An 18,745-nucleotide genomic window follows, 5' to 3' on the forward strand; every position below is an offset into this window, starting at 1 on the left:
TATAGAATTGCGCTCCTCCGTGGAAGCGCTGCGATTTGACTAATTTTTACCCGTTTATCTCAGCGTAACCAACCGTCGAGATAAACTTGCCACGCGAATACCAAATCTCGTTAATCCCAACCTGTTGGGGTTAACGAGGTCCGGCGGGAAGCCATCGCTCGCCGTCGCGGAGGCCAAACCTCAATGAATCATTCTCGTTGAGACCTGGTAAAAAAGTCTGTTTGCTATTTTCACAAATTTAGGTTCGCATTAATTTTCCATACTTCATATTTTTCGAATAAGCATACATCTGTATGAAGTAGATCATAATTGCCACGAACAGCAGGGAGCGCATCATCATGGCCATCAATGTGGAAACAGCCCCTTCAACAAACATATGCTGCGTTGCCGCATAAACATATATGCTAGCAGGAAGTGGGACCCGAAAAGTAGAGATCGTCGAGCAAGCCAACAAATACAACGCTATAAAGAAAAACTGATAGCCCAAAAACCCAACCAACCCCCAAGTCACCAAACCTTCCATCGGCAAAGCGAATGACGAAAAATAAGCACGACCTGGGGTGGCCAAGCCGATTTGCCAATTTAACCAATCCCCCATTCCGACGGCATTAGTGTCATTGCCTCGAGAAACAACAAAGCTTGGCAATATGCGGATCAAATCCTGGTCAACGACCTCCATTCCCAAGGGGATTCTGTAAGACATCTGATTATTAACAGCATCCACTAGAGCCACGTAGGACAGTCGATTAAGAACATTCGACTGATCTCCATAATAATCATATTGGACTGCATCAGCCCTTGCATTGGCAGCATTAAACTTACCGGCAGCCTCTACACTTTCGACAATCATATCATAGAAGCCATCTTCGCCAACCAGGCGGGTCATAGTATTGCTTATAAATTCAATATATTGAGGCGTAGAAAGCCCCTCCTTGCCCATGCGCAGATAAAGCGTAATTGGTGTAAATATGTGCATGAAAAAATAAGCAAGTACCATCACAAGCAAAATATGACGCCACTTGATTGCATTATACATGAAGGCGGTAATCCCCACTCCAATAAATGATGAGAGGAGAAACTCGCGTGTATTCATAAATATCACGAACGGAATTATTACAATATATATTAAGATTAACCGCAGCGTAATAAATCCCCTTCCATTACTTTCGAGGATTCCTTTTAGGGTCTCGCAAATAACAGAAAGATAAAGTGCCGTCATCATCGCGGTAGCAATAATGAAGACGGGGCCTGAACTAGCCTCTCCTGCCACGCGAGATTTATTTGTACTTACAATTACCAACCCGATAAAGCCGATCACCAAACCTACATTAGAGATACGCCGCAAAACTTGCGGCTCTGGCGGAAATGGATATCGGCCACTCGTCGCACTAACAGAACGGATAATCAACAAAGCAAGGCATGTGACAATCATGAACGCAAGCGTCAAAGTGTATGCCTCAAGGGGAAAAAAAAGATTTTCCTCAAGACTTTGCCCATAGAATGTCTTGGCAATTAACGCAATTCCGACATAGCGTAAGCTGTAAGTCGCCGCCAATATAGAAAACAGATCTCTACCGTTAACATGAAGAAGAAAAAAAGGAATGATATAAGCACAGAACGCAATAAAAAGAATATCTATTGACGTACCAATATATAATTGAGCGACTACAAAAGGCAGCATTATACAAATTGGAACAATTATATTTACTTTACGTAAATGGAAATCGTCCCGCAAAATAGCAGGTTTCATAAAGATCTCCAGCAATAAAGTTTCGTATTTGCACTTTTCTACTGAATGACAATATGATTTGCTTGCTCATTATTCACACTGATTATATCTATTCCGGTAGATATTCTTTATTTAGGTGACGCTGGATGCGAGGTAGGAGAGCTATACACTCATGCGTTTCACATATATCCAGAACGCTCCACTCGAAAATCAGAGTTTTTCAAAGAGATGAGACCGCGGAACGATTCAAAATTATAAGAGCCTGATCCTATTCATTGCTAAATCAGCAAACTTATCGCCCATTGTCGAATATTAGAACCATGCCTTGACAGAAAATTACACTTTTACTCGTTGAAAAAACATCCCAGTCAGAGTTACAAACAACAAACCTGTTATTTGCAACAGCACCAGAATTGTATTCCATTGATGGGATGAAGAGACCTGATTCGATCAAATGTCATCCTTAAGAGAAACAGGGCGCATAATTATGCGATGACACGAAAAAGCTTTGTTTAATGAACAACTAGAAGCGCAGATTTTGACTTGCACAATATCCGGCCCATACCAGACATCTATTGCGTAACTTGCAATCAGCAACTGCCTACCGAACATACTTCCAAATTTGAAGCCGAACGACCGCAATTTCCAAAGCGGTGAAAATGCCGATAGGCGCACCCTTCCATTATGGCGCCAACCTGATCAGATATCCATCGTCAGGCAACCAACGACTATCAAAATAGTCTAACACATAGGGTATGATGAGCAATATGGTACGATCGACGTCATTTGCCATTCATACCGGAAGAACATATCAATTATTGCAAGGAACTCATAACAGATTTTGAATGAGGTCTCAATCTCGATCAGTTGGTCTTGGATCCGGGTGCCAGCAATTGCCCGACCGTCTCACCAATGCGTTCTAATAATCCTGCCGCCCGATAGCCAAATGTCTGCGCAAACAAACCGCTCTCAAGTTCCGAATTGGCCGGCCGTTTCGCCGGCGTCGGGTAGTCCGTCGTGGAGATTGCCTCGACCTTCGGCTTTTTGCCTGTGTACACCGCCTGCGCCTCGATGATCCTTTCGGCGAAGGCATGCCATGTCAGTGTCTCACTACCGCCAAAATGATAGGTGCCCCAGGGCGCCGCGGCTTCGTTTGCGAGCACCCTGTCGATGGCGAAGATTGCCTTGGCAATATCCGCCGTCGCGGTCGGGCAGCCACGCTGGTCGGCGACCACGCGCAGGTGATCGCGCTCTTTCGCCAGCCGCAACATGGTTTTCAGGAAATTGGCACCATAGGGGCCAAACACCCAGGCTGTCCGCAGAATGATATGCTTCGGGGCAATCGCGCGGACCTTTGCCTCGCCTTCAGCCTTGGTGCTGCCGTAGATGCCGAGCGGCGCGATCGGATCGCTTTCCACATAGGCACCCTGTTTACTGCCATCGAAGACGTAATCGGTCGAAATATGGATGAGCGGCACATCAGCGGCATTGGCGGCTCTCGCGACATTTTCAGCGCCGAGAACATTGCCGCGAAAAGCCGCTTCCGGTTCATTCTCCGCCTTGTCGACGGCGGTGAAGGCCGCCGCATTCAGAATGAGACGCGGCTTTGTCGCCTCGATTGCACGGGAGACAGCATCGGCATCGGCAATATCTGCCTCACCGCGCGTAAGCCCCACGGCGGGAAGGCCCGCCGCCCTGGCGCGGACGAGCACCTCCTGGCCGAGCTGTCCGCCGGCACCGAAGACGAGAATGGGAGCTTCAGGCGACCTTGCCAATGCTGCCTCCCTCACTCCCAACACCCAGCCTTTCACCGCGATAGAGACCGGAGCGTATGCGGGTCCACCAGTCGGGATTATCGAGATACCAGCGCACCGTCTTGCGCAGGCCGGTCTCGAAGGTCTCGCGCGGCTCCCAGCCGAGTTCCCGCTTGATCTTGCTCGCATCGATGGCATAGCGCGCATCGTGGCCGGGCCTGTCAGTCACGAAAGTGATGAGTTTTTCCCGCGGGCCGATCGTGGCATCGGGTGCCATCTCGTCGACCAAGGCACAGACCGTCCGCACGACATCAATATTGGCGCGCTCGTTCCAGCCGCCGACATTATAGCTCTCGCCCGGCACGCCTTTTTCGGCAATGGTGACGAGCGCGCGGGCATGATCCTCGACATAGAGCCAATCACGCACATTCCGGCCGTTGCCATAGACCGGCAGCGGCTTGCCCTCGAGCGCGTTGAGGATCATGAGCGGAATGAGCTTTTCGGGGAAATGATAGGGCCCGTAATTGTTCGAGCAATTGGATGTCACTGTCGGCAGGCCATAGGTATGACCCCAGGCGCGCACCAGATGATCGGACCCGGCCTTCGAGGCCGAATAGGGCGAATTGGGCTGGTAAGATGTCGTCTCGGAAAAGAAACCGTCCGCGCCGAGCGAGCCGAACACCTCATCCGTCGAAACGTGATGAAAGCGGAAGCCCGGTTTCTCGGCATCGGACAGGCCCTGCCAGAAAGTCCGCGCCGCCTCGAGCAAAGTGAAGGTGCCCACGAGATTGGTCTCGATGAAGGCGGCCGGCCCATCGATCGAGCGATCGACATGGCTCTCGGCGGCAAGATGCATCAGGACATCGGGCCGGTAACTATTGACGAGACCACCCACGGCGTCGCGGTCGCAAATATCGATCTGCTCGAAACGATAACGCGAATTTTGGGCGACGGGGGCCAGATTGTCGAGATTGCCGGCATAAGTGAGCTTATCGAGCACACAGACTTCATGCGGCGTGTCATCAATCAGATGCCGCACGACCGCCGAACCGATGAAACCGGCCCCGCCGGTGACGAGAAACCGGCTCATGCCGTGGCCTCATAGGTGAAGGGGGACTGGAAATCGCGCAGGAACGGCGCCTTGGCGTCCTTGTCCGAGACAAGCGCCGCCACGCCATCAAGCGGCCATGCGACGCCAATATCCGGATCGTCGAAACGCAGGCCGGCATCGCAGCCGGGTGCATAGAAACCATCGACCTTATAGGCGACTTCCGTATCCGGCACGAGCGTGCAGAAGCCGTGGGCAAAGCCGCGCGGCACGAAGAGCTGCTCGCCAGCCTCTCCGGTGAGCGTCGCGCCACACCATTTTCCATAGGTGGGGCTGCCCTGCCGCAGATCGACGGCCACGTCGAAAATTGCGCCGCGCAGCACCCTCACGAGTTTCGCCTGCGGCTCCGGCGGCGTCTGGAAATGCAAGCCGCGAATGGTCCCCTTCTGGGCGGAAAGCGACTGATTATCCTGCACGAAGGTGCAGCCGATACCGGCCTCCTGGTAGGCACGCAGATTGTAAGTCTCGCTGAAATAGCCGCGCGCATCGCCGAACTTTTTCGGCCTGATCAATAAAACACCTGGAATTGCAAGCTTTTCGACGTCCAAAGCCATGCGCTATGGGCTCCTCGATGGGGCATCATTAATCGGCAGGAATTTGCGTCTTTTGCCCCGATTATGCTCGCATGTCCACCGGGTCGATTGGAGGGAAGAATGGATGGTCTAACGCTCTTCGGGCTTTTCGCCGTCAGCGCCATGCTGGCCACTTATGCGTTCGAGGACCGCTCCCCCTGGCTTACGCTGGCTTTCGCCGCATCCTGTGCGCTCGGCTCGGCTTACGGCTTTCTCCAGGGCGCCTGGCCCTTCGGTCTCGTGGAAGGGGTCTGGTCACTCGTCGCGCTCGGCAAATTCCGGCACAGACTCAAAGCGTGAATCCATGCCGGGCTGATCGGCGGGAGAGGATCAGAGAGTCACGATCAGAACGTGACGTTGGCATGGAGGCCGAAGATGAGAATATCGCCGATTTTATAGCCGGTATCGGGATTGGGGATACCGCCGCCAGGGTTCCAGACATATTGGAAATCCGGCTGGAGCGTCAGCCAGGGCGTCAACTGCGCCTGATAGGTCAGTTCGAAATGATGCTCGGTTCCGCGGATCGGATAATTGGATCCGGAATAATAGAGATTGTCCCAGCTCAGGCCACTGGCGCGGTTACTGACATGGCCCATACCGTAGCCGATTCCGAATGTATCATTGTCACGGCCGGGCAGGGGCGCCTTCAGCGAAAAGCCGGTATCGACACTGACATCGACGACATTGCGGTCGCCTCCATTACCGGTGGCACGGGCAAAAAAGCCGAGTGCGGTGGGAGACTCAGGATCGGGGCGCCAGATCATCTGGTCCATGATGCCGTAAAGCATCCAATTGCCCTTGCGCATGGCCGGATAACCATTGCTGTCCGGCGAGGCCAGAGAAACGCCCCGGGTATCATAACGCTCATCGGGAAACGAGGCCGTGTCGTAATAACCGCCGAGCTTATAGATGCCTGGCAACCCGTCCTTGCCATCCTTCGCGCCCCAGAAGCTCGTGACATATTGCATTTCGCCGATCAGCAGGGCTCCGGTGTTCAGGTTGAAATTATTGCCGCCCGGATGCACCGTCTGGTTCGAGGGGTCGTTCGCATTGACAAAGGCGTGGCCGGACGGATTATCGTCCGTCGCCGCGAACATGAAGGTCCATTGGTCATTGGGCCGGTAGCGCAACCGGACGCCTGGTGCCGCCAGTGGCCACGACGGCCCTCCGGAATAAAGATTGATGGACGGAGCGAGCGGCCAGCCGAAGGAAGCATTTAGAAACAAGGAGGCATATTGGCTGATGAGAAACTCGGTATCGAGATCCATCTGGCCGATCTTGACGTCGATCTTGTTGTCGAGGAAGCCCTGCTGATACCACAATTCGAACAGACGCGTCGAACGCATACCTTCGAAGCCGCTGGTCGGATTGAAGACGCCAAGTTGCGAATACATGCTGATTGGATGGCCATGGATCAGCAGGCCGCTGACGTTGAAAACACCATCCTCGAAGCCGATTGTCTTTTCGAGATCGGCGGTGAGCGTCATTGCCAGCACGCCATTGAATGCCGGCCGCTGTTTGGTGCCACCGGTGGTATTGCCCCAGAGTTCCGCAATCTCATTGACGCTGAGGGTCACGCCATATTTGTCGAGCCAGGTTCTTAGCCCGCCGATATCACCAAGCAGATTGCCGCTAGTGTCGAGTTTACCGTGCGTCTCGTTATCGGGCGGTGTCCGCGAGGTCGAAATGGCTACAGTTGCCGGACTGATCTGACTCACGGCCGCAGCGCTTCCCTCAAGCGCGGCGCGGTTCTGATCCAGTTGAAACACCGGAAGATCCTGCGCATACGCATTGACGGCCGCACCAAGAGTGAAAACACAAAGACCGCCGTAAATGCCGCAGCGCATCACTCTCGCGAACCGCACGAAACACGGCCCGGAATGGCGTCCTTTGATCATCTCTCGCCTCTCATAACGAAGCCATTCTCCCTCGCTCGATGGCATGTGGAGGCTTCCTCGACACTCTTGGTCATCAACGGCATGGAACGAACGACAGGGACCGATCAATATCCACCCTTCTTACCAATGCCGGCATAGGTGAATTCGAAACTGACCGAAAAGGGCTTGAACCAGGGACCGACACCGGTTTCCTTGTCGATATGGCGGCCGAAATGCACGTGCGGATTGTCACCCGGCGACGTGATGGTCAATGTCAATTTGTATTTCCCGGGCCCCATCAATTTGACATTGTCGCCATAATGCGGCCCGTCGTTAGCGACCATGGGCATGAAGACGCCCTTTTTCGTCTGTTGGTCATTGAGTTTCGTCAGTTCATAATCGACGCCGAGATAGGGCATCCAATCGCCTTCCGCGAAACCATTCGGATTGTTCTTGGCCGCCTTGATATCGGCTTCAAGATGGACATCCGTTTCCGCGGCCGGCGCCATCATGCCCGCGGGATCCATTTCGATCGGCTGGAGATAAACCGCCCCAATTTCAAGGCCATTTTCATTCTGCGGCTTACCGATGGGATATTCCTTGGCGACGGCCGGGGCGAGAATGCCGGAAATGCTTGCCGCAGAAATCAGAGTCAGAGCCAGCCGCATGAATCAGTCATCCTATCATTTGCTCTATTATCTGGACGCCCACCTATGCAGGCGGTCACAATATGGTGACATTAATCGCTTACTTCATGCCGTCAATTAAAATACACAATTCCATTCTTTTTTACTTTTTAATAAATCTAAACTTTGTCATACTCATAGTTTCTTAGAAGTATTCTTGTCTCGCACAGACTATTATGACTTGAAGAAGCTGGATAGTCTGCTGCAGAAATAGCTAAAAATGCCTGAGCAATGCTTACTGACATCGCACTTTGCTTACTTTCCTTCCATGGGCAGTAAGCATTGGATTGGCTCCCAATATTCGAAACGCCTTATTCAAGGCACGTTATTCAAGGCGAAGTCTTCCGCAAGAGCCAACCGCTCTCAACTTCCTCCATCGAAACATTATGACATCGGCACCAATGAGCAACGGCAAGGCATCAAGCCAAAGCAGGCACCGCCTTCGGGATGATCTTAATGCGCTTTCAAACGATGCGGACATCACAATTGGTTCGATTTGAACAGTCCATGCTCCGGAACGGGCAAGTCGACGCTGCAAGCCTCTCAACACCGCGATACAAGGTTTGCACCAGGCAGCATTTTCCCTTCCCGTAACGGACGATCCGTCTCGTATATCGGGCGATGATTCTCAAGCGTCAATTCGAGAAGACAGGGCGGCTTCTGACGCCCTGTCTTCCGGATTTCGCCCCAGCCGGATCCGGCCAGAACTCACCGATCCCAACGTGTGCTGATCGATGAGGTCCGGCGGGAAGCCGCCGTCCAGCGGCTGCCGGGGCCAAATCCCGGCAAACCGGTCGCGCAAATCTCAAACAAATATATTCATCGAGATTTGCTTTCCGAGCGCCTTAGCGTTGCGGCTGCAGCGTCTTGGTGAATTGCGAGACGCCGTCGAGGTCACGCAGATCGACCGTCAGCGCGCGGGAATAGGGGTCGATATTGATCTCACCGAAGAACTGATAGCCGGCGAGCGGCGAGGCATTGGCATAGGGCGGCGCCTTCTGGAAGACCAGTTCCGGACCGAATGTTTCATCGAGTGCATTCGGGCCGAAGCTGCCTGCATTGAGCGGACCGGCGACGAATTCCCAGAAGGGGTCGAAATTCTTGTAGAAAGCACGGTCCGGATGATAATGATGCGCCGCGCAATAATGCACATCGGTGGTGATCCAGACGACATTGCGCACGCCAGCCTGTTTGATACGGGTGAGCAGGCGGCCGATTTCCAGCTCGCGCCCGGCCGCAGGGCCGTCGACGCCATTGGCGATCGCCTCCCATTTCGCGCGGCCCTCGGCATCCTTGCCATCGGAAACATAAAGACCAATCGGCATGTCGGCGGAGATCACTTTCCAGGTCGCGCGCGAAAAGGCGAGCTTGTTGACGAGCCATTCGAGCTGCTCGTTGCCGATGAAGGCCGTATCCTTGCTTTCCGTGGTCTGCAGATTATAGCTGTTGGCGCCGCGATAGGTGCGCATGTCGAGAACAAAAACTTCGACCAGTGGGCCGTAGGGAATCGTGCGATAAACGCGATGCGACAGCCCTTCCTGATCGAGCTCCCAGTTTTCCTGGAGCGTGAGGGAAGCCCAGGTCTTTTCGAAGGTTGCGGGCTGCCAGCGCATCGGCGCGTTTTCGAGGAAGGCGCGGCGTCCACGCGAAACGAGCACGCGCACGTCCTTTTCCGTGTAGCGCGTATCGGCTGAAATATCCTTCGATTCCGACCAATTGTTGCAGATCTCGTGGTCATCCCATTGCATGACCTGCGGCACCTGCCGCGCGAAACGGCGGACATTATCGTCGAGGAGCGTATAGCGGTGACGGCCGCGATATTCCTTCAAGGTTTCGGCAACCTTGCTCACCTCTTCGGTGACGACATTCTTCCAGATCTGGCCGTTTTCAGCCGTCACCTCCGGCAGGATGGGACCATCGGCATAAATGGTGTCACCGTTGTGCACGAAGAAATCGGGATCACGCTGGCGCATGGTCTCATGCATGCGTGTGCCGCCGATTTCCGGATTGATACCCCAGCCCTGGCCGTTCATGTCGCCCGACCACAGGAAACGCACGGGGCGATCCGCGACGACGGAAGGCGTGCGGAACGTGCCTTCCATCCACGGGCCGAGGCTGCCACCGGGACCCCTGGCGCCGTCGGGCAGTTCGAAAGCGACACGCACATGATAGGCTTGGCCGGGGGCGAGGCCGTTGAGCAGAAGGCGGCTCGTCAGATCGGTGGCTTCGGTGGCGAGCGGCGCCTGGCGCCGCAGCACATGGCGGAATTCCGGGTCGGTGGCGACCTCGACGATCATCCGCCCGGGGCTGTCCGCGCGGGCCCAGACCTGAATGCCGTCATGGGACGGATCGCCGGTCTGCAGATCGAGCGGGCTCGGCCGATTGGCGGCGACGATGGCAGGGGCGGCAAAAGTCGCGGTGGGAAGGCCGAGCGTTCCAAGGCCAAGGGAAACACCGGCATCGCGCAGAAACTGGCGGCGATTGGATTCGGAAGAAGACATGATGGGGCATGTTCCTGTCTAGACTATCGGAACTGACGGCGCTGCAACGTCAGCGCGGCCGTTGTCGCGATATTCGATGACAGGCCTTTAACGCTTTTGTGATACTCAATGGCCAGACGGATATTTTACCTTAAATTCCATTGGCTTATAGATTTTTCGATTTGAGAAAAACCGCCATTCGCTCCAGGACAATCGAAAATGCTCTAATTTTTTAATTGAAGCAGATGGAAACATCCGAACGCGCCCCCTGCCATGGCTCTTCTCTTCAACATCCTCCGGCAGACACTGAGAATGGGTCAGATCAAAGGGTCAAACAACAAGAACGAGATGTTCGGCGGCGCGGGTGATACCGGTATAGAGCCAGCGGCTGCGATGTTCACGGAAAGCGAAACTTTCGTCGAACAGAACGAGCCGGTTCCATTGCGAGCCCTGGGCCTTGTGAACCGTCAATGCATAGCCGTAATCGAATTCATCCGAACTCCGGCGCTGCTGATAAGTCAGGTTTTCCTCGGTCCCCTCGAAGAAATCGGGCAGGATGCCGAGCCGCAATGGACGGCGGCTTTGGTCTTCCTCCGGCACGGCATCGAGCTGCAGCTTCTTCCGGCGCATCCCCGCATTGGCCTTCACAACCCAGAGGCCGCCATTGAGCAATCCTTTGGTCTTGTCATTGCGCAGGCAGACCAATTTGTCGCCGATTTCGGGCAAAGGCTGTTCATGACCGAACAATTGCCGCAAGCGGCGGTTGTAGGCGCGCCGCGTCTTGTTGAGGCCGACCAGCACCTGATCCGCGCGCGTGACCAGACTGGCGTCGATCGCGTCGCGGCCAATGACCACGCTCTCGCCGTAACTGCCCTTCGCCAGATTGCCGCCCTCGCGTATGCGCATCGACATATGAATGATCGGATTATCCGCGGCCTGCCGGTGTACATCGGTCAGCATGATGTCGGGCTCGGCTTCGGTGAAGAAACCACCGCCCTTGACCGGCGGCAATTGCGCCGGATCCCCCAGCACCAGCACCGGCTTGCCGAATGAAAGAAGATCGCGGCCGAGTTCCTCATCGACCATGGAACATTCATCGATGACGACGAGCCCTGCCTTGGCCACGGGGCTCTCGTCATTCAACACGAAGGAAGGGGTTTCCGCCTCGACGCCGCGGCTGCGATAGATGAGGCTATGAATGGTGCGCGCATCCTCGCAGCCCTTGGAACGCAGCACCAGGGCCGCCTTGCCGGTGAAGGCCGCGAAAGCGACGGTTTCGTCGAGATCCTCGGCAATGCGGCGGGCCAGCGTGGTCTTGCCGGTTCCGGCATAGCCAAACAGCCGGAACACCTGCGGCTCGCCCCGTTTCAGCCAGGCTTTTACCGCCTGCAGGGCCGCATCCTGTTGCGGCGACCAGATCATGACCCGCTCACCGGCCTCCTCGTCTCAAGGAAGCGGTTTATAGCGACAAAGCGGATTCTGCGTCAAATGGAGGAACAACCTGCACCCCTCGCGTCCAAACGATCTGGCATCAGTGCACCGGCTCGACCCAGACGTCGCTCTGGCGGATACGCTCGAGCAGCGCCTCGGGGTCGAATTTCCTAAAGCCCGCGGGGATTTCGAACAGTGCTGCATCGGGCGTCTCGTCCCGGATCGAGACGAGATCGATCAGGCTGCCGTCGGCACGACGCAGGCGGACGGGAAAGGCACGGTCGACATCGATCCAGCACCAGAGCGGAGAATAACGACGAGACTCGAGCCGGTATTTTCTGAGGCGAATGGTGCCATCGATTTCCTCGCCGGCAAAAACACATTGCCACGCCGTTTCAGGCTGCGGCACGGCGGCAATTTTCGCCATGGCCCGCCATTGCCGGCAGGGATCCAGAGGATCCACGGGAACGAAGATCTGCGACAGGATCGTCGATTGGCGCGCTTCCATGAATTGGCGGCGCGGCGACTGCACCAGAACCGCCGTGCCTTGCGCGGGATCGAGCACGAAGAAGGACTGACGAAAGTCCGGCAGCTCGAGCCGGACCCTCTTTCCATCGAAAAAAAGCTTTCCGGTCGCCTCCTTCAGACCTCCATCAACTCCATGGAAGAGAAGCATGGCGGAAAAGGATTGTGTCCGCGCGAACGCCGGCGCCGCGAACAGGATCATGAAACCGAGAATTGTCAGAATAGGCTTCATCCAACAATCGTCCGAAGGCAGTGCCTCGCGCATGAACCTATCGAAACAATCCATAGGATCGTGCGTCAAATTGAATGCGTTTACAACAACGAGAGCATTTCGATATTTCCGAAACGTCTCACCAAAAGAGCGAGCAACGCTCATGATCGCGATTGATCGAGCGATGCTCCGGAGAGACAGGGTTTCAGTGAAACCCTGTCTCTCCGACACATCCTAAAAGATCGTCATTTCGTGAAAGACACCAGGTTCGGCGGCGCGAGGAAGTCGAACTGCTCCCAGAGATCGTCGAGCGCCGGCATATTGACCGGAACATAGGCATTACTGGGACGCGGGATCGGATTGGGGAGATTATCGCGGCTGCGATGCGTCAGCGCAGACAGACCCCAGTTCCGCTCGATGAATTTCAGGAGCGAGACATGATCCGCATAATTATGCTTGACCTTGCCGCCAGTGGAATAGGCGGAGAGGGTCAGAAACGGAATACGCGGTCCGTCGCCGAAATAATCGATTGGCTGCACGAAGCCCGAATCCCAATAGCCACCGGCTTCATCCCACGTCACGAAGACAACCGTATTGGCCTTGAGCGCGGGGTTGGCATCCAGCGTCTCGAGGATTTTCTGGACATAGGCTTCGAAGAGATCAAGCTTCGAGCTCTGCGGATGGCCATCAAGCAGTCCATCGGGCTTGCCGACGGCAACAGCCGGCAGCTTGTTTTCCTGGATCTCCGTGATCAGATCGGAGGAATCCTTGATATGGGCCGCGCGCTGTTCCGCATCGCCCATGATCGAGGCCGCATATTGGAACGGATTGCAGATCTCGCAATAGGCTGAGCCAAGCGCATGCGCCGGGTCGGCAGCGGCAGCGGCGGAAAGATTCGGATTGGACGGATTGGCGGCCACCGCCTCATTGGCGAGAATCACCGCATCCGCATAGCCGCCGCCATAATAGCCCCAGCTGATCTCCTTTTCAGTGAGTGCGTCACCGATCGTGCGGACCGAAGAGGGCGGTATGCGGCCCATCGCGGCAGGCGCGACCGTGCCATTCGGAAGGAAGCCCGGATTGGTGTTGTCGAGCATGTAATAATGGCCCGGCTGGCAATTGGATTTTGCCGGATAGGGCAAGTGCGCGAGATAATCGACGATCGGCTTGACACCCGGCTGGGTGACATCCGCACAGGCGCTGAAATTATTATCGGCGGTATAGGTATTGATGGTGCCGGACTTGGGATTGGGATTGGCGATCGCGGAGGCCGCCGGCGTCACCGCATTGCCATTGCCATCGCTCCAGAAGGCCGCGTCACCCGTGCCGAACATGAAATGGTTCGCGCCGGTGCCGCCGAGGAAGGATTGATGGAAATTATCACTCAGGGTGAAACGGTCGGCGAGCGCCTTGAGCATCGAGGCCTGCGCCTGCTCGGCATTATAAAAGCCCATTTCGTTGCCCTGGCTCTTATTCGTCGCCGAATAGGTCGCCATGACGAAGGGGAAGAGATCGTTCAGGCAGCCCGTCGGATTGTCATGCGTGGCATTTTGAAGATGACAATCCTGCTGCTGCGCGGCCTGATAGAAACGATGCGTCATATCGCCGGTGTAATCGTCATCGCTGAGATTGGGGCCCTGCAGGACGAAAGGTCCGGGCGGCAAGGAACCGGCGCCGGGAACGCGGGTGTCGAGGCTCTTCGTGGGCAAGCCAGTCGCGCCGGTCGTCAGCAAGGCGAGACTATCCGGATCCATATCCTTTTCGACCTGGGCGATCGCGATCGAAGAGAATGGCGGCGAGGTGGTGCTGGTTGATTGCGGCGCGCCATTGGTATTCGGCTGCGGCATCAGATTGGCGGTGCCGTAGGGGATCTTCTCGCTGTTTGGCACGCCGAAATACCAGCTCGGCTTGGCGGCAACGAAATATTGCTGGGCAAGCTTGAAATTCTTGCCCGGCGTGCCGTCTTCATTGACGATGCCCTTGGACAGAATATTCGAAATCGTCTGGCCCTTGCCCTTCGGCTTGTAGACGCCGAATGTATGATCGAGACCACGGTTTTCGCCGATCAGAATGATCACATGCTTGATCGGGCTCGCGGTGTGGAATTTGGCGGCTTCATCCCGATGGGCTTTCGATGAAGCGTTCGCCTCCGACGGGGCGGCATAGGAGGGCGGCACAGTCACTGAAAGAAGGGAGGCGACAGCGCAAAGCGCCGTCGTGCGATGCAATATCTGCTTGACGGTTTGTAACGAAGACATATGGGGGGCTCCGACTTGTCCCCGGGGGGAGGGACTCGTCAGGCTTATGTTTGGAATAGATCAAAGCGGTGTGACAACCGGCACGCGTGCACCCGGCCCCGCTGCATTTTACATAAAAATCTATTTTACTTTACCGCGCTATCATTCACGCTCACAATTGAATCCTTGTATCTGAGGAAGGCTGAATGAGCCACCCCTCAGGATTGATCTCCGCGAAGGCGCCCGGTGTCACTGCTTCTTCTCCGGCGCGAGAGGATGCGCGGTTCCGGCCGCATCCAGCATCCGGCCCAGAGCCGCATAATGTTTTTTATGGATGTCCGGATTGAACAGCGACCAGGCTTCCGCCTTGAGCATGTTGGCGGGGATGGCACCCACCATCATATTGCGAACGAGTTTATAATCGGCCGCCGCTTCCTCGAAACGATCGCCGGTGGCATCCGCATTCAGGCGGCGCAGCAGCAGGACCGTCTCCTTGAGAGCGAGCCGGGCGGTCCGCCGTTCCGCGAGACCATCGGGCACCGCCGTATCCTTGTGGTCGGGAAAATCCTCGGTCAATTCGCGCAATTCGCGGATCACCGTATCCACGCTCAGGGCGATGACATCTTTGTCATGCGCCGGAATCGCTACTTCGAGGACACTCAGGAAATCATTCATTTCGCGGATATGGACCGCGGAGTTCTGCCGCTCCAGCGGCATTAATCCATCGCCGACGGCGCTGAGATAGGCGACGAGATCCGCCTGTTCCTCCGCCTTTAGGCCGAGCGAGAAGAAATGATCGAAATAGGCGACGACCTGTCCATAGGATTCAAACCGGCCGTCATGGAAATAGGGCGCGTTGACATTGGCGTTGCGCAGAGTCGGGGTCTTGAACAGACCGCCAGAACCGACATCATGCTGGCGATGATCGACGAAAGCGCCGGTCGGATCATGGCAAGCCGCACAGCTCAACGCCGGATTCTGTGGAAACGGCCGGTTGAACAGGGCCTCGCCACGGCGTGCCGCATCGCTCGGCTGTTGCGTCAGGCGGCCGGCGGGACCGAGTTGCGGATTGGGCAAAAAATCAATGTCGTTGATATAGGTGGCGATGGCATCGAGAATTTTGGGCGCGGGTTCCGGCCCGTCGAATTCATCGACGATGACTTCGCGGACGAATTCGCGCAGCGAGGCGATGCGGCCATCCTGGCCATAGGGCGCGAGATAGCGTTCACCACGCAGGCTCGGTATCCGTTTCGGATTGAAGATCTTGTCATCGGCCTTCGGAAAGAACAGCGCCCCATTGGTATCGATGGTGCCGGGCTTCGACGAAAGGCCGGGAACGAAAAGCCCGGCATTGGCGGCGCCATTGGTGTGGCAGGTGCCGCAGCTCATGTTCGCCCGCCTGGCGATACCACCGAGGAGCAGCGGGGAATTAAAGGCAAGGTCGCCGAGATTGACGAGATAAGACTTCCGCCCGTTATGCACCTCAGATTTGAAGATTTCGCGCGGTTTCGCCAGCGCGTCTTCATTGAGGTCGCTGCCCGCCGGCAATGCCGTCTGCTCGCCGCCAACCGGAAAAGCCTTGATGATCGAGGAAATGCTTCCCAGGAGAAAGAAAACGGCGCCAGCGGCGAGGACCGCGGAAAATTTCGGCGCGAGAACGTTTTTCATTTGCCGATCTCTTCGAGGAGAGGTCTCACGAGGCCGAGTTTTGGCGCGGCCTCGGCCAAAGTCACGACGAATGTCTCGCTGAGCATACGCAATTGCTCGGGATCGATTGCCTTCAGATCCGGCGCGGCGAGAAGGTTTTTCAGCTGATCGATCTCTCGCTTCGCCCGATCGGCAAGTTTTGGATCGGCCTGTTTCAGGGCGCCTGAGAAAATCGTGTCATAGGCGGCCTCGATACCGGTGACATTATTGCGCATATCTTCGAGCGAAGTGCCGCTGAGACGCGATTCACCGCCATCGGCCTTGTTGCCGCCGATCTCATAGGCAAGCCGCGCCGTGCCGTTGAAAAGCGCTTGGGCTGGCAGCCTGTCGGCGCTCATTTTGGCTTTGAACGCTTTCAGATCGGCAAGAAGCTCTTCGACCTCCGCCATCGGGGGCTGCCCTCCCGCGCCGAAAAGTGCCGATTCAATGCCGTGAAATCCGTCTGCGGCATCCGGCCAGGCATCGATCTTCCGATCGAGTTCCGGCGCGAGACTGCTTGTAAAAACCTCGGATCGCTCCCAGCCGACCCGCGCCGCGATCCATGCCCGCCGCGCACAGGCTATGTCCTTGGCAACAAGGCATTGATGCAGCTTCGCGGCCTCCGCCAGCGATTGGTCAATGCTGGCGATCATGAAGGGACGATAATGCTCCGCCGCCGCGTCGAGCGCTTTCCCGTCAACCGCTGCAAAACCGAAACCCGGCAAAAGGAGAGCGAGAAAGCCCGTCATGACGGGATAGGCCAAGCACTGGCAAAGGCGCTGGCAAGAGCGCAAACGCCGCGCGCCCGGCCATACATGGGAAAGTGCGGCATCGCGGCCTGCCACCGCAGACCCGAGGAAATTGAGAATGGCAAGGATCATGAGCGCGTCGATAACGGAGCCAATGAAGGGATCTCTCTGGTGCCGTGCTGCTTACGATCGCTTTTTTACCCTTCTGTGACGCCGGTACATGCACTGCCCGCCATTATCATCACTTTTCCCGGCGCTTCCTATTCTTCCCCAAAACGCATTTCCGAGCTCCGGCCGCTTCGCCCCTTTGGCCGAGGCAAAGCCGCCTTTCCTTTTCCGGTCCTCTTACGCTAGTGTCGTTTGACGCGACGGTCCCTCCCCGGAGGGTCAAAAGGGAACAGGGTGAGGTTTTCAAAACCCTGGCTGCCCCCGCAACTGTAGGCGGCAAGCCGTGCCGAAAGCCACTGGGAGAACCCGGGAAGGCGGCATCGGCGTCGAGCCGTGAGCCAGGAGACCTGCCGCGCGTAAAATCCACGTTCGGGGCCGGCGGGGTGTCCGGTCCAGCGCGCGCCGCGCGGACAATCCCGCGTGTAAAGGCTCCGGCCCGCATGCGTCTCTCAACACCCGTTTTTCTGGGGTCAGGATGCAGCGTTTCTCCAAAATTCCCGCGACCATCGTCACCGGCTTTCTCGGCGCCGGCAAGACCACTCTCATCCGCCATCTTCTCGCCCATGCGGGCGGCCGCCGCCTTGCCCTCCTGATCAATGAATTCGGCGATGTCGGCGTCGATGGCGACATTTTGCAGGGCTGCACCAATGACGCCTGCACGCCCGAACGCATCATCGAACTCGCCAATGGCTGCATCTGCTGCACCGTCGCCGATGATTTCCTTCCGGCGATCGAAAGGCTGCTGGCGCTCGATCCGCCTCCCGAACACATTCTGATAGAGACCTCGGGCCTCGCCTTGCCGAAACCGCTCGTCAAGGCGTTCGACTGGCCGGCGATCCGTTCCAAGCTCACCGTCGATGGCGTCATCGCGGTCGTCGATGCCGGCGCCGTCGCGGCGGGCCGTTTCACCGAGGATCCGCAAAAACTCGAAGCGGCGCGCGCCGCCGATCAGGCGATCGACCATGATAATCCTCTGGAAGAAGTCTATGAGGATCAATTGCTCTGCGCCGATCTGGTGCTGCTCAACAAGATTGATCTCGTGACGCCCGAAGCGCGCGAGACGATCGTCGGCGATATTGCGGCGCTGATCCCGCGCGCGGTCAAGATCGTGCCGATCATCGAAGGCCGCGTCGAGACCGATGTGCTTCTCGGCCTCGACGCCAAAGCCGAGGATGATCTTGCCGCCCGCCCCTCGCATCATGATGCGGAGGAAGAGCATGACCACGATGATTTCGACAGTTTCGTCATCCCTATCGCCCCGCTTGTGGCGCCGGAACCCATGCTGGCGCGGCTGAAGATGCTCGCCGAACGCCACGATGTGTTGCGCATCAAGGGCTTTCTCGACATTGCAGGCAAGCCGATGCGGCTTCTGGTGCAGGGCGTCGGTGCGCGTTTCCAGCAGAATTATGACCGGCCCTGGTGTGCCGGCGAAGAGCGTTGCGGCCGTCTGGTGATCATCGGTCAGAAGGGGCTCGACGGCGCGGCGATCCGCGCGGCACTCGCCGAACCTTTCGCCTCGGCAGCCTGAAGAC

General features: G+C 56.5%; 14 protein-coding genes and 1 riboswitch. Of the genes, 2 read left to right on the forward strand and 12 right to left on the reverse strand.

What is annotated here, in order from left to right:
- Nucleotides 1–238: 238 nt before the first annotated feature.
- The 4 genes from DL88_RS18840 to rfbC form a co-directional block, all read right to left on the reverse strand.
- Entirely contained in the window at nucleotides 239–1,750 is a 1,512-nt protein-coding gene (locus DL88_RS18840; RefSeq protein WP_156971207.1) for a hypothetical protein, read from the reverse strand.
- 842 nt (nucleotides 1,751–2,592) lie between these two features.
- Nucleotides 2,593–3,504 (reverse strand): dTDP-4-dehydrorhamnose reductase, encoded by a 912-nt coding sequence (gene rfbD, locus DL88_RS18845; RefSeq protein WP_034999645.1) that lies wholly within the window; start codon nucleotides 3,502–3,504, stop codon nucleotides 2,593–2,595.
- Nucleotides 3,488–4,573, reverse strand: a complete 1,086-nt coding sequence (rfbB, locus tag DL88_RS18850; RefSeq protein ID WP_034999648.1) for a dTDP-glucose 4,6-dehydratase — start codon at nucleotides 4,571–4,573, stop codon at nucleotides 3,488–3,490. Before rfbB ends, rfbD begins: the two co-directional genes overlap by 17 nt.
- On the reverse strand, nucleotides 4,570–5,145 hold the full coding sequence (gene rfbC, locus DL88_RS18855; protein WP_034999650.1) for a dTDP-4-dehydrorhamnose 3,5-epimerase: 576 nt from the start codon (nucleotides 5,143–5,145) through the stop codon (nucleotides 4,570–4,572). Before rfbC ends, rfbB begins: the two co-directional genes overlap by 4 nt.
- Before the next feature lie 99 nt (nucleotides 5,146–5,244).
- Here rfbC and DL88_RS18860 point away from each other — a divergent pair, with 99 nt between their 5' ends.
- Nucleotides 5,245–5,463, forward strand: a complete 219-nt coding sequence (locus tag DL88_RS18860) for a hypothetical protein (protein ID WP_034999652.1) — start codon at nucleotides 5,245–5,247, stop codon at nucleotides 5,461–5,463.
- A 44-nt stretch (nucleotides 5,464–5,507) separates the two neighbouring features.
- Here DL88_RS18860 and DL88_RS18865 read toward each other — a convergent pair whose 3' ends face one another.
- The 8 genes from DL88_RS18865 to DL88_RS18900 all read right to left on the reverse strand — a co-directional run bounded on the left by DL88_RS18865 (nucleotide 5,508) and on the right by DL88_RS18900 (nucleotide 17,177).
- Nucleotides 5,508–7,061 carry a carbohydrate porin gene (locus DL88_RS18865; protein WP_084705298.1) on the reverse strand — a complete coding sequence of 518 codons (1,554 nt, stop codon included), beginning with the start codon at nucleotides 7,059–7,061 and terminating at the stop codon, nucleotides 5,508–5,510.
- Between the two features lie 104 nt (nucleotides 7,062–7,165).
- On the reverse strand, nucleotides 7,166–7,708 hold the full coding sequence (locus DL88_RS18870; protein ID WP_034999654.1) for an iron transporter: 543 nt from the start codon (nucleotides 7,706–7,708) through the stop codon (nucleotides 7,166–7,168).
- A gap of 863 nt (nucleotides 7,709–8,571) precedes the next feature.
- Nucleotides 8,572–10,227, reverse strand: a complete 1,656-nt coding sequence (locus DL88_RS18875) for an alkaline phosphatase D family protein (protein ID WP_034999656.1) — start codon at nucleotides 10,225–10,227, stop codon at nucleotides 8,572–8,574.
- 309 nt (nucleotides 10,228–10,536) lie between these two features.
- Nucleotides 10,537–11,628, reverse strand: a complete 1,092-nt coding sequence (locus tag DL88_RS18880; protein ID WP_034999658.1) for an ATP-dependent DNA helicase — start codon at nucleotides 11,626–11,628, stop codon at nucleotides 10,537–10,539.
- A gap of 109 nt (nucleotides 11,629–11,737) precedes the next feature.
- Nucleotides 11,738–12,394: a hypothetical protein gene (locus tag DL88_RS18885; RefSeq protein ID WP_156971208.1), complete on the reverse strand. Its 657-nt coding sequence runs from the start codon at nucleotides 12,392–12,394 to the stop codon at nucleotides 11,738–11,740.
- Between the two features lie 224 nt (nucleotides 12,395–12,618).
- Complete coding sequence (locus DL88_RS18890; protein ID WP_051956176.1) at nucleotides 12,619–14,631, reverse strand: alkaline phosphatase family protein; 2,013 nt, start codon at nucleotides 14,629–14,631, stop codon at nucleotides 12,619–12,621.
- 228 nt (nucleotides 14,632–14,859) lie between these two features.
- Entirely contained in the window at nucleotides 14,860–16,278 is a 1,419-nt protein-coding gene (locus tag DL88_RS18895; protein ID WP_051956177.1) for a cytochrome c peroxidase, read from the reverse strand.
- Complete coding sequence (locus DL88_RS18900; protein ID WP_051956178.1) at nucleotides 16,275–17,177, reverse strand: EfeM/EfeO family lipoprotein; 903 nt, start codon at nucleotides 17,175–17,177, stop codon at nucleotides 16,275–16,277. Before DL88_RS18900 ends, DL88_RS18895 begins: the two co-directional genes overlap by 4 nt.
- A gap of 219 nt (nucleotides 17,178–17,396) precedes the next feature.
- A riboswitch (cobalamin riboswitch) is annotated at nucleotides 17,397–17,582 on the forward strand.
- Between the two features lie 106 nt (nucleotides 17,583–17,688).
- On the opposite strand from DL88_RS18900, the gene cobW reads away from it, so the two are divergent.
- Nucleotides 17,689–18,741, forward strand: a complete 1,053-nt coding sequence (gene cobW / locus DL88_RS18905; RefSeq protein ID WP_034999661.1) for a cobalamin biosynthesis protein CobW — start codon at nucleotides 17,689–17,691, stop codon at nucleotides 18,739–18,741.
- Nucleotides 18,742–18,745: the final 4 nt, after the last annotated feature.

Origin of the sequence: Beijerinckia mobilis, from assembly GCF_000745425.1 — a bacterium.
Taxonomy (GTDB): domain Bacteria; phylum Pseudomonadota; class Alphaproteobacteria; order Rhizobiales; family Beijerinckiaceae; genus Beijerinckia; species Beijerinckia mobilis.

Bases quoted from the DNA above. Each gene is read 5' to 3' on its own strand.
- DL88_RS18880 (WP_034999658.1), bottom strand. From the start codon at position 11,628: ATGATCTGGTCGCCGCAACAGGATGCGGCCCTGCAGGCGGTAAAAGCC.
- rfbB (WP_034999648.1), bottom strand. From the start codon at position 4,573: ATGAGCCGGTTTCTCGTCACCGGCGGGGCCGGTTTCATCGGTTCGGCG.
- DL88_RS18895 (WP_051956177.1), bottom strand. From the start codon at position 16,278: ATGAAAAACGTTCTCGCGCCGAAATTTTCCGCGGTCCTCGCCGCTGGC.
- rfbC (WP_034999650.1), bottom strand. From the start codon at position 5,145: ATGGCTTTGGACGTCGAAAAGCTTGCAATTCCAGGTGTTTTATTGATC.
- DL88_RS18870 (WP_034999654.1), bottom strand. From the start codon at position 7,708: ATGCGGCTGGCTCTGACTCTGATTTCTGCGGCAAGCATTTCCGGCATT.
- cobW (WP_034999661.1), top strand. From the start codon at position 17,689: ATGCAGCGTTTCTCCAAAATTCCCGCGACCATCGTCACCGGCTTTCTC.
- DL88_RS18885 (WP_156971208.1), bottom strand. From the start codon at position 12,394: ATGAAGCCTATTCTGACAATTCTCGGTTTCATGATCCTGTTCGCGGCG.
- DL88_RS18890 (WP_051956176.1), bottom strand. From the start codon at position 14,631: ATGTCTTCGTTACAAACCGTCAAGCAGATATTGCATCGCACGACGGCG.
- DL88_RS18900 (WP_051956178.1), bottom strand. From the start codon at position 17,177: ATGATCCTTGCCATTCTCAATTTCCTCGGGTCTGCGGTGGCAGGCCGC.
- DL88_RS18860 (WP_034999652.1), top strand. From the start codon at position 5,245: ATGGATGGTCTAACGCTCTTCGGGCTTTTCGCCGTCAGCGCCATGCTG.
- DL88_RS18840 (WP_156971207.1), bottom strand. From the start codon at position 1,750: ATGAAACCTGCTATTTTGCGGGACGATTTCCATTTACGTAAAGTAAAT.
- DL88_RS18875 (WP_034999656.1), bottom strand. From the start codon at position 10,227: ATGTCTTCTTCCGAATCCAATCGCCGCCAGTTTCTGCGCGATGCCGGT.
- DL88_RS18865 (WP_084705298.1), bottom strand. From the start codon at position 7,061: ATGATCAAAGGACGCCATTCCGGGCCGTGTTTCGTGCGGTTCGCGAGA.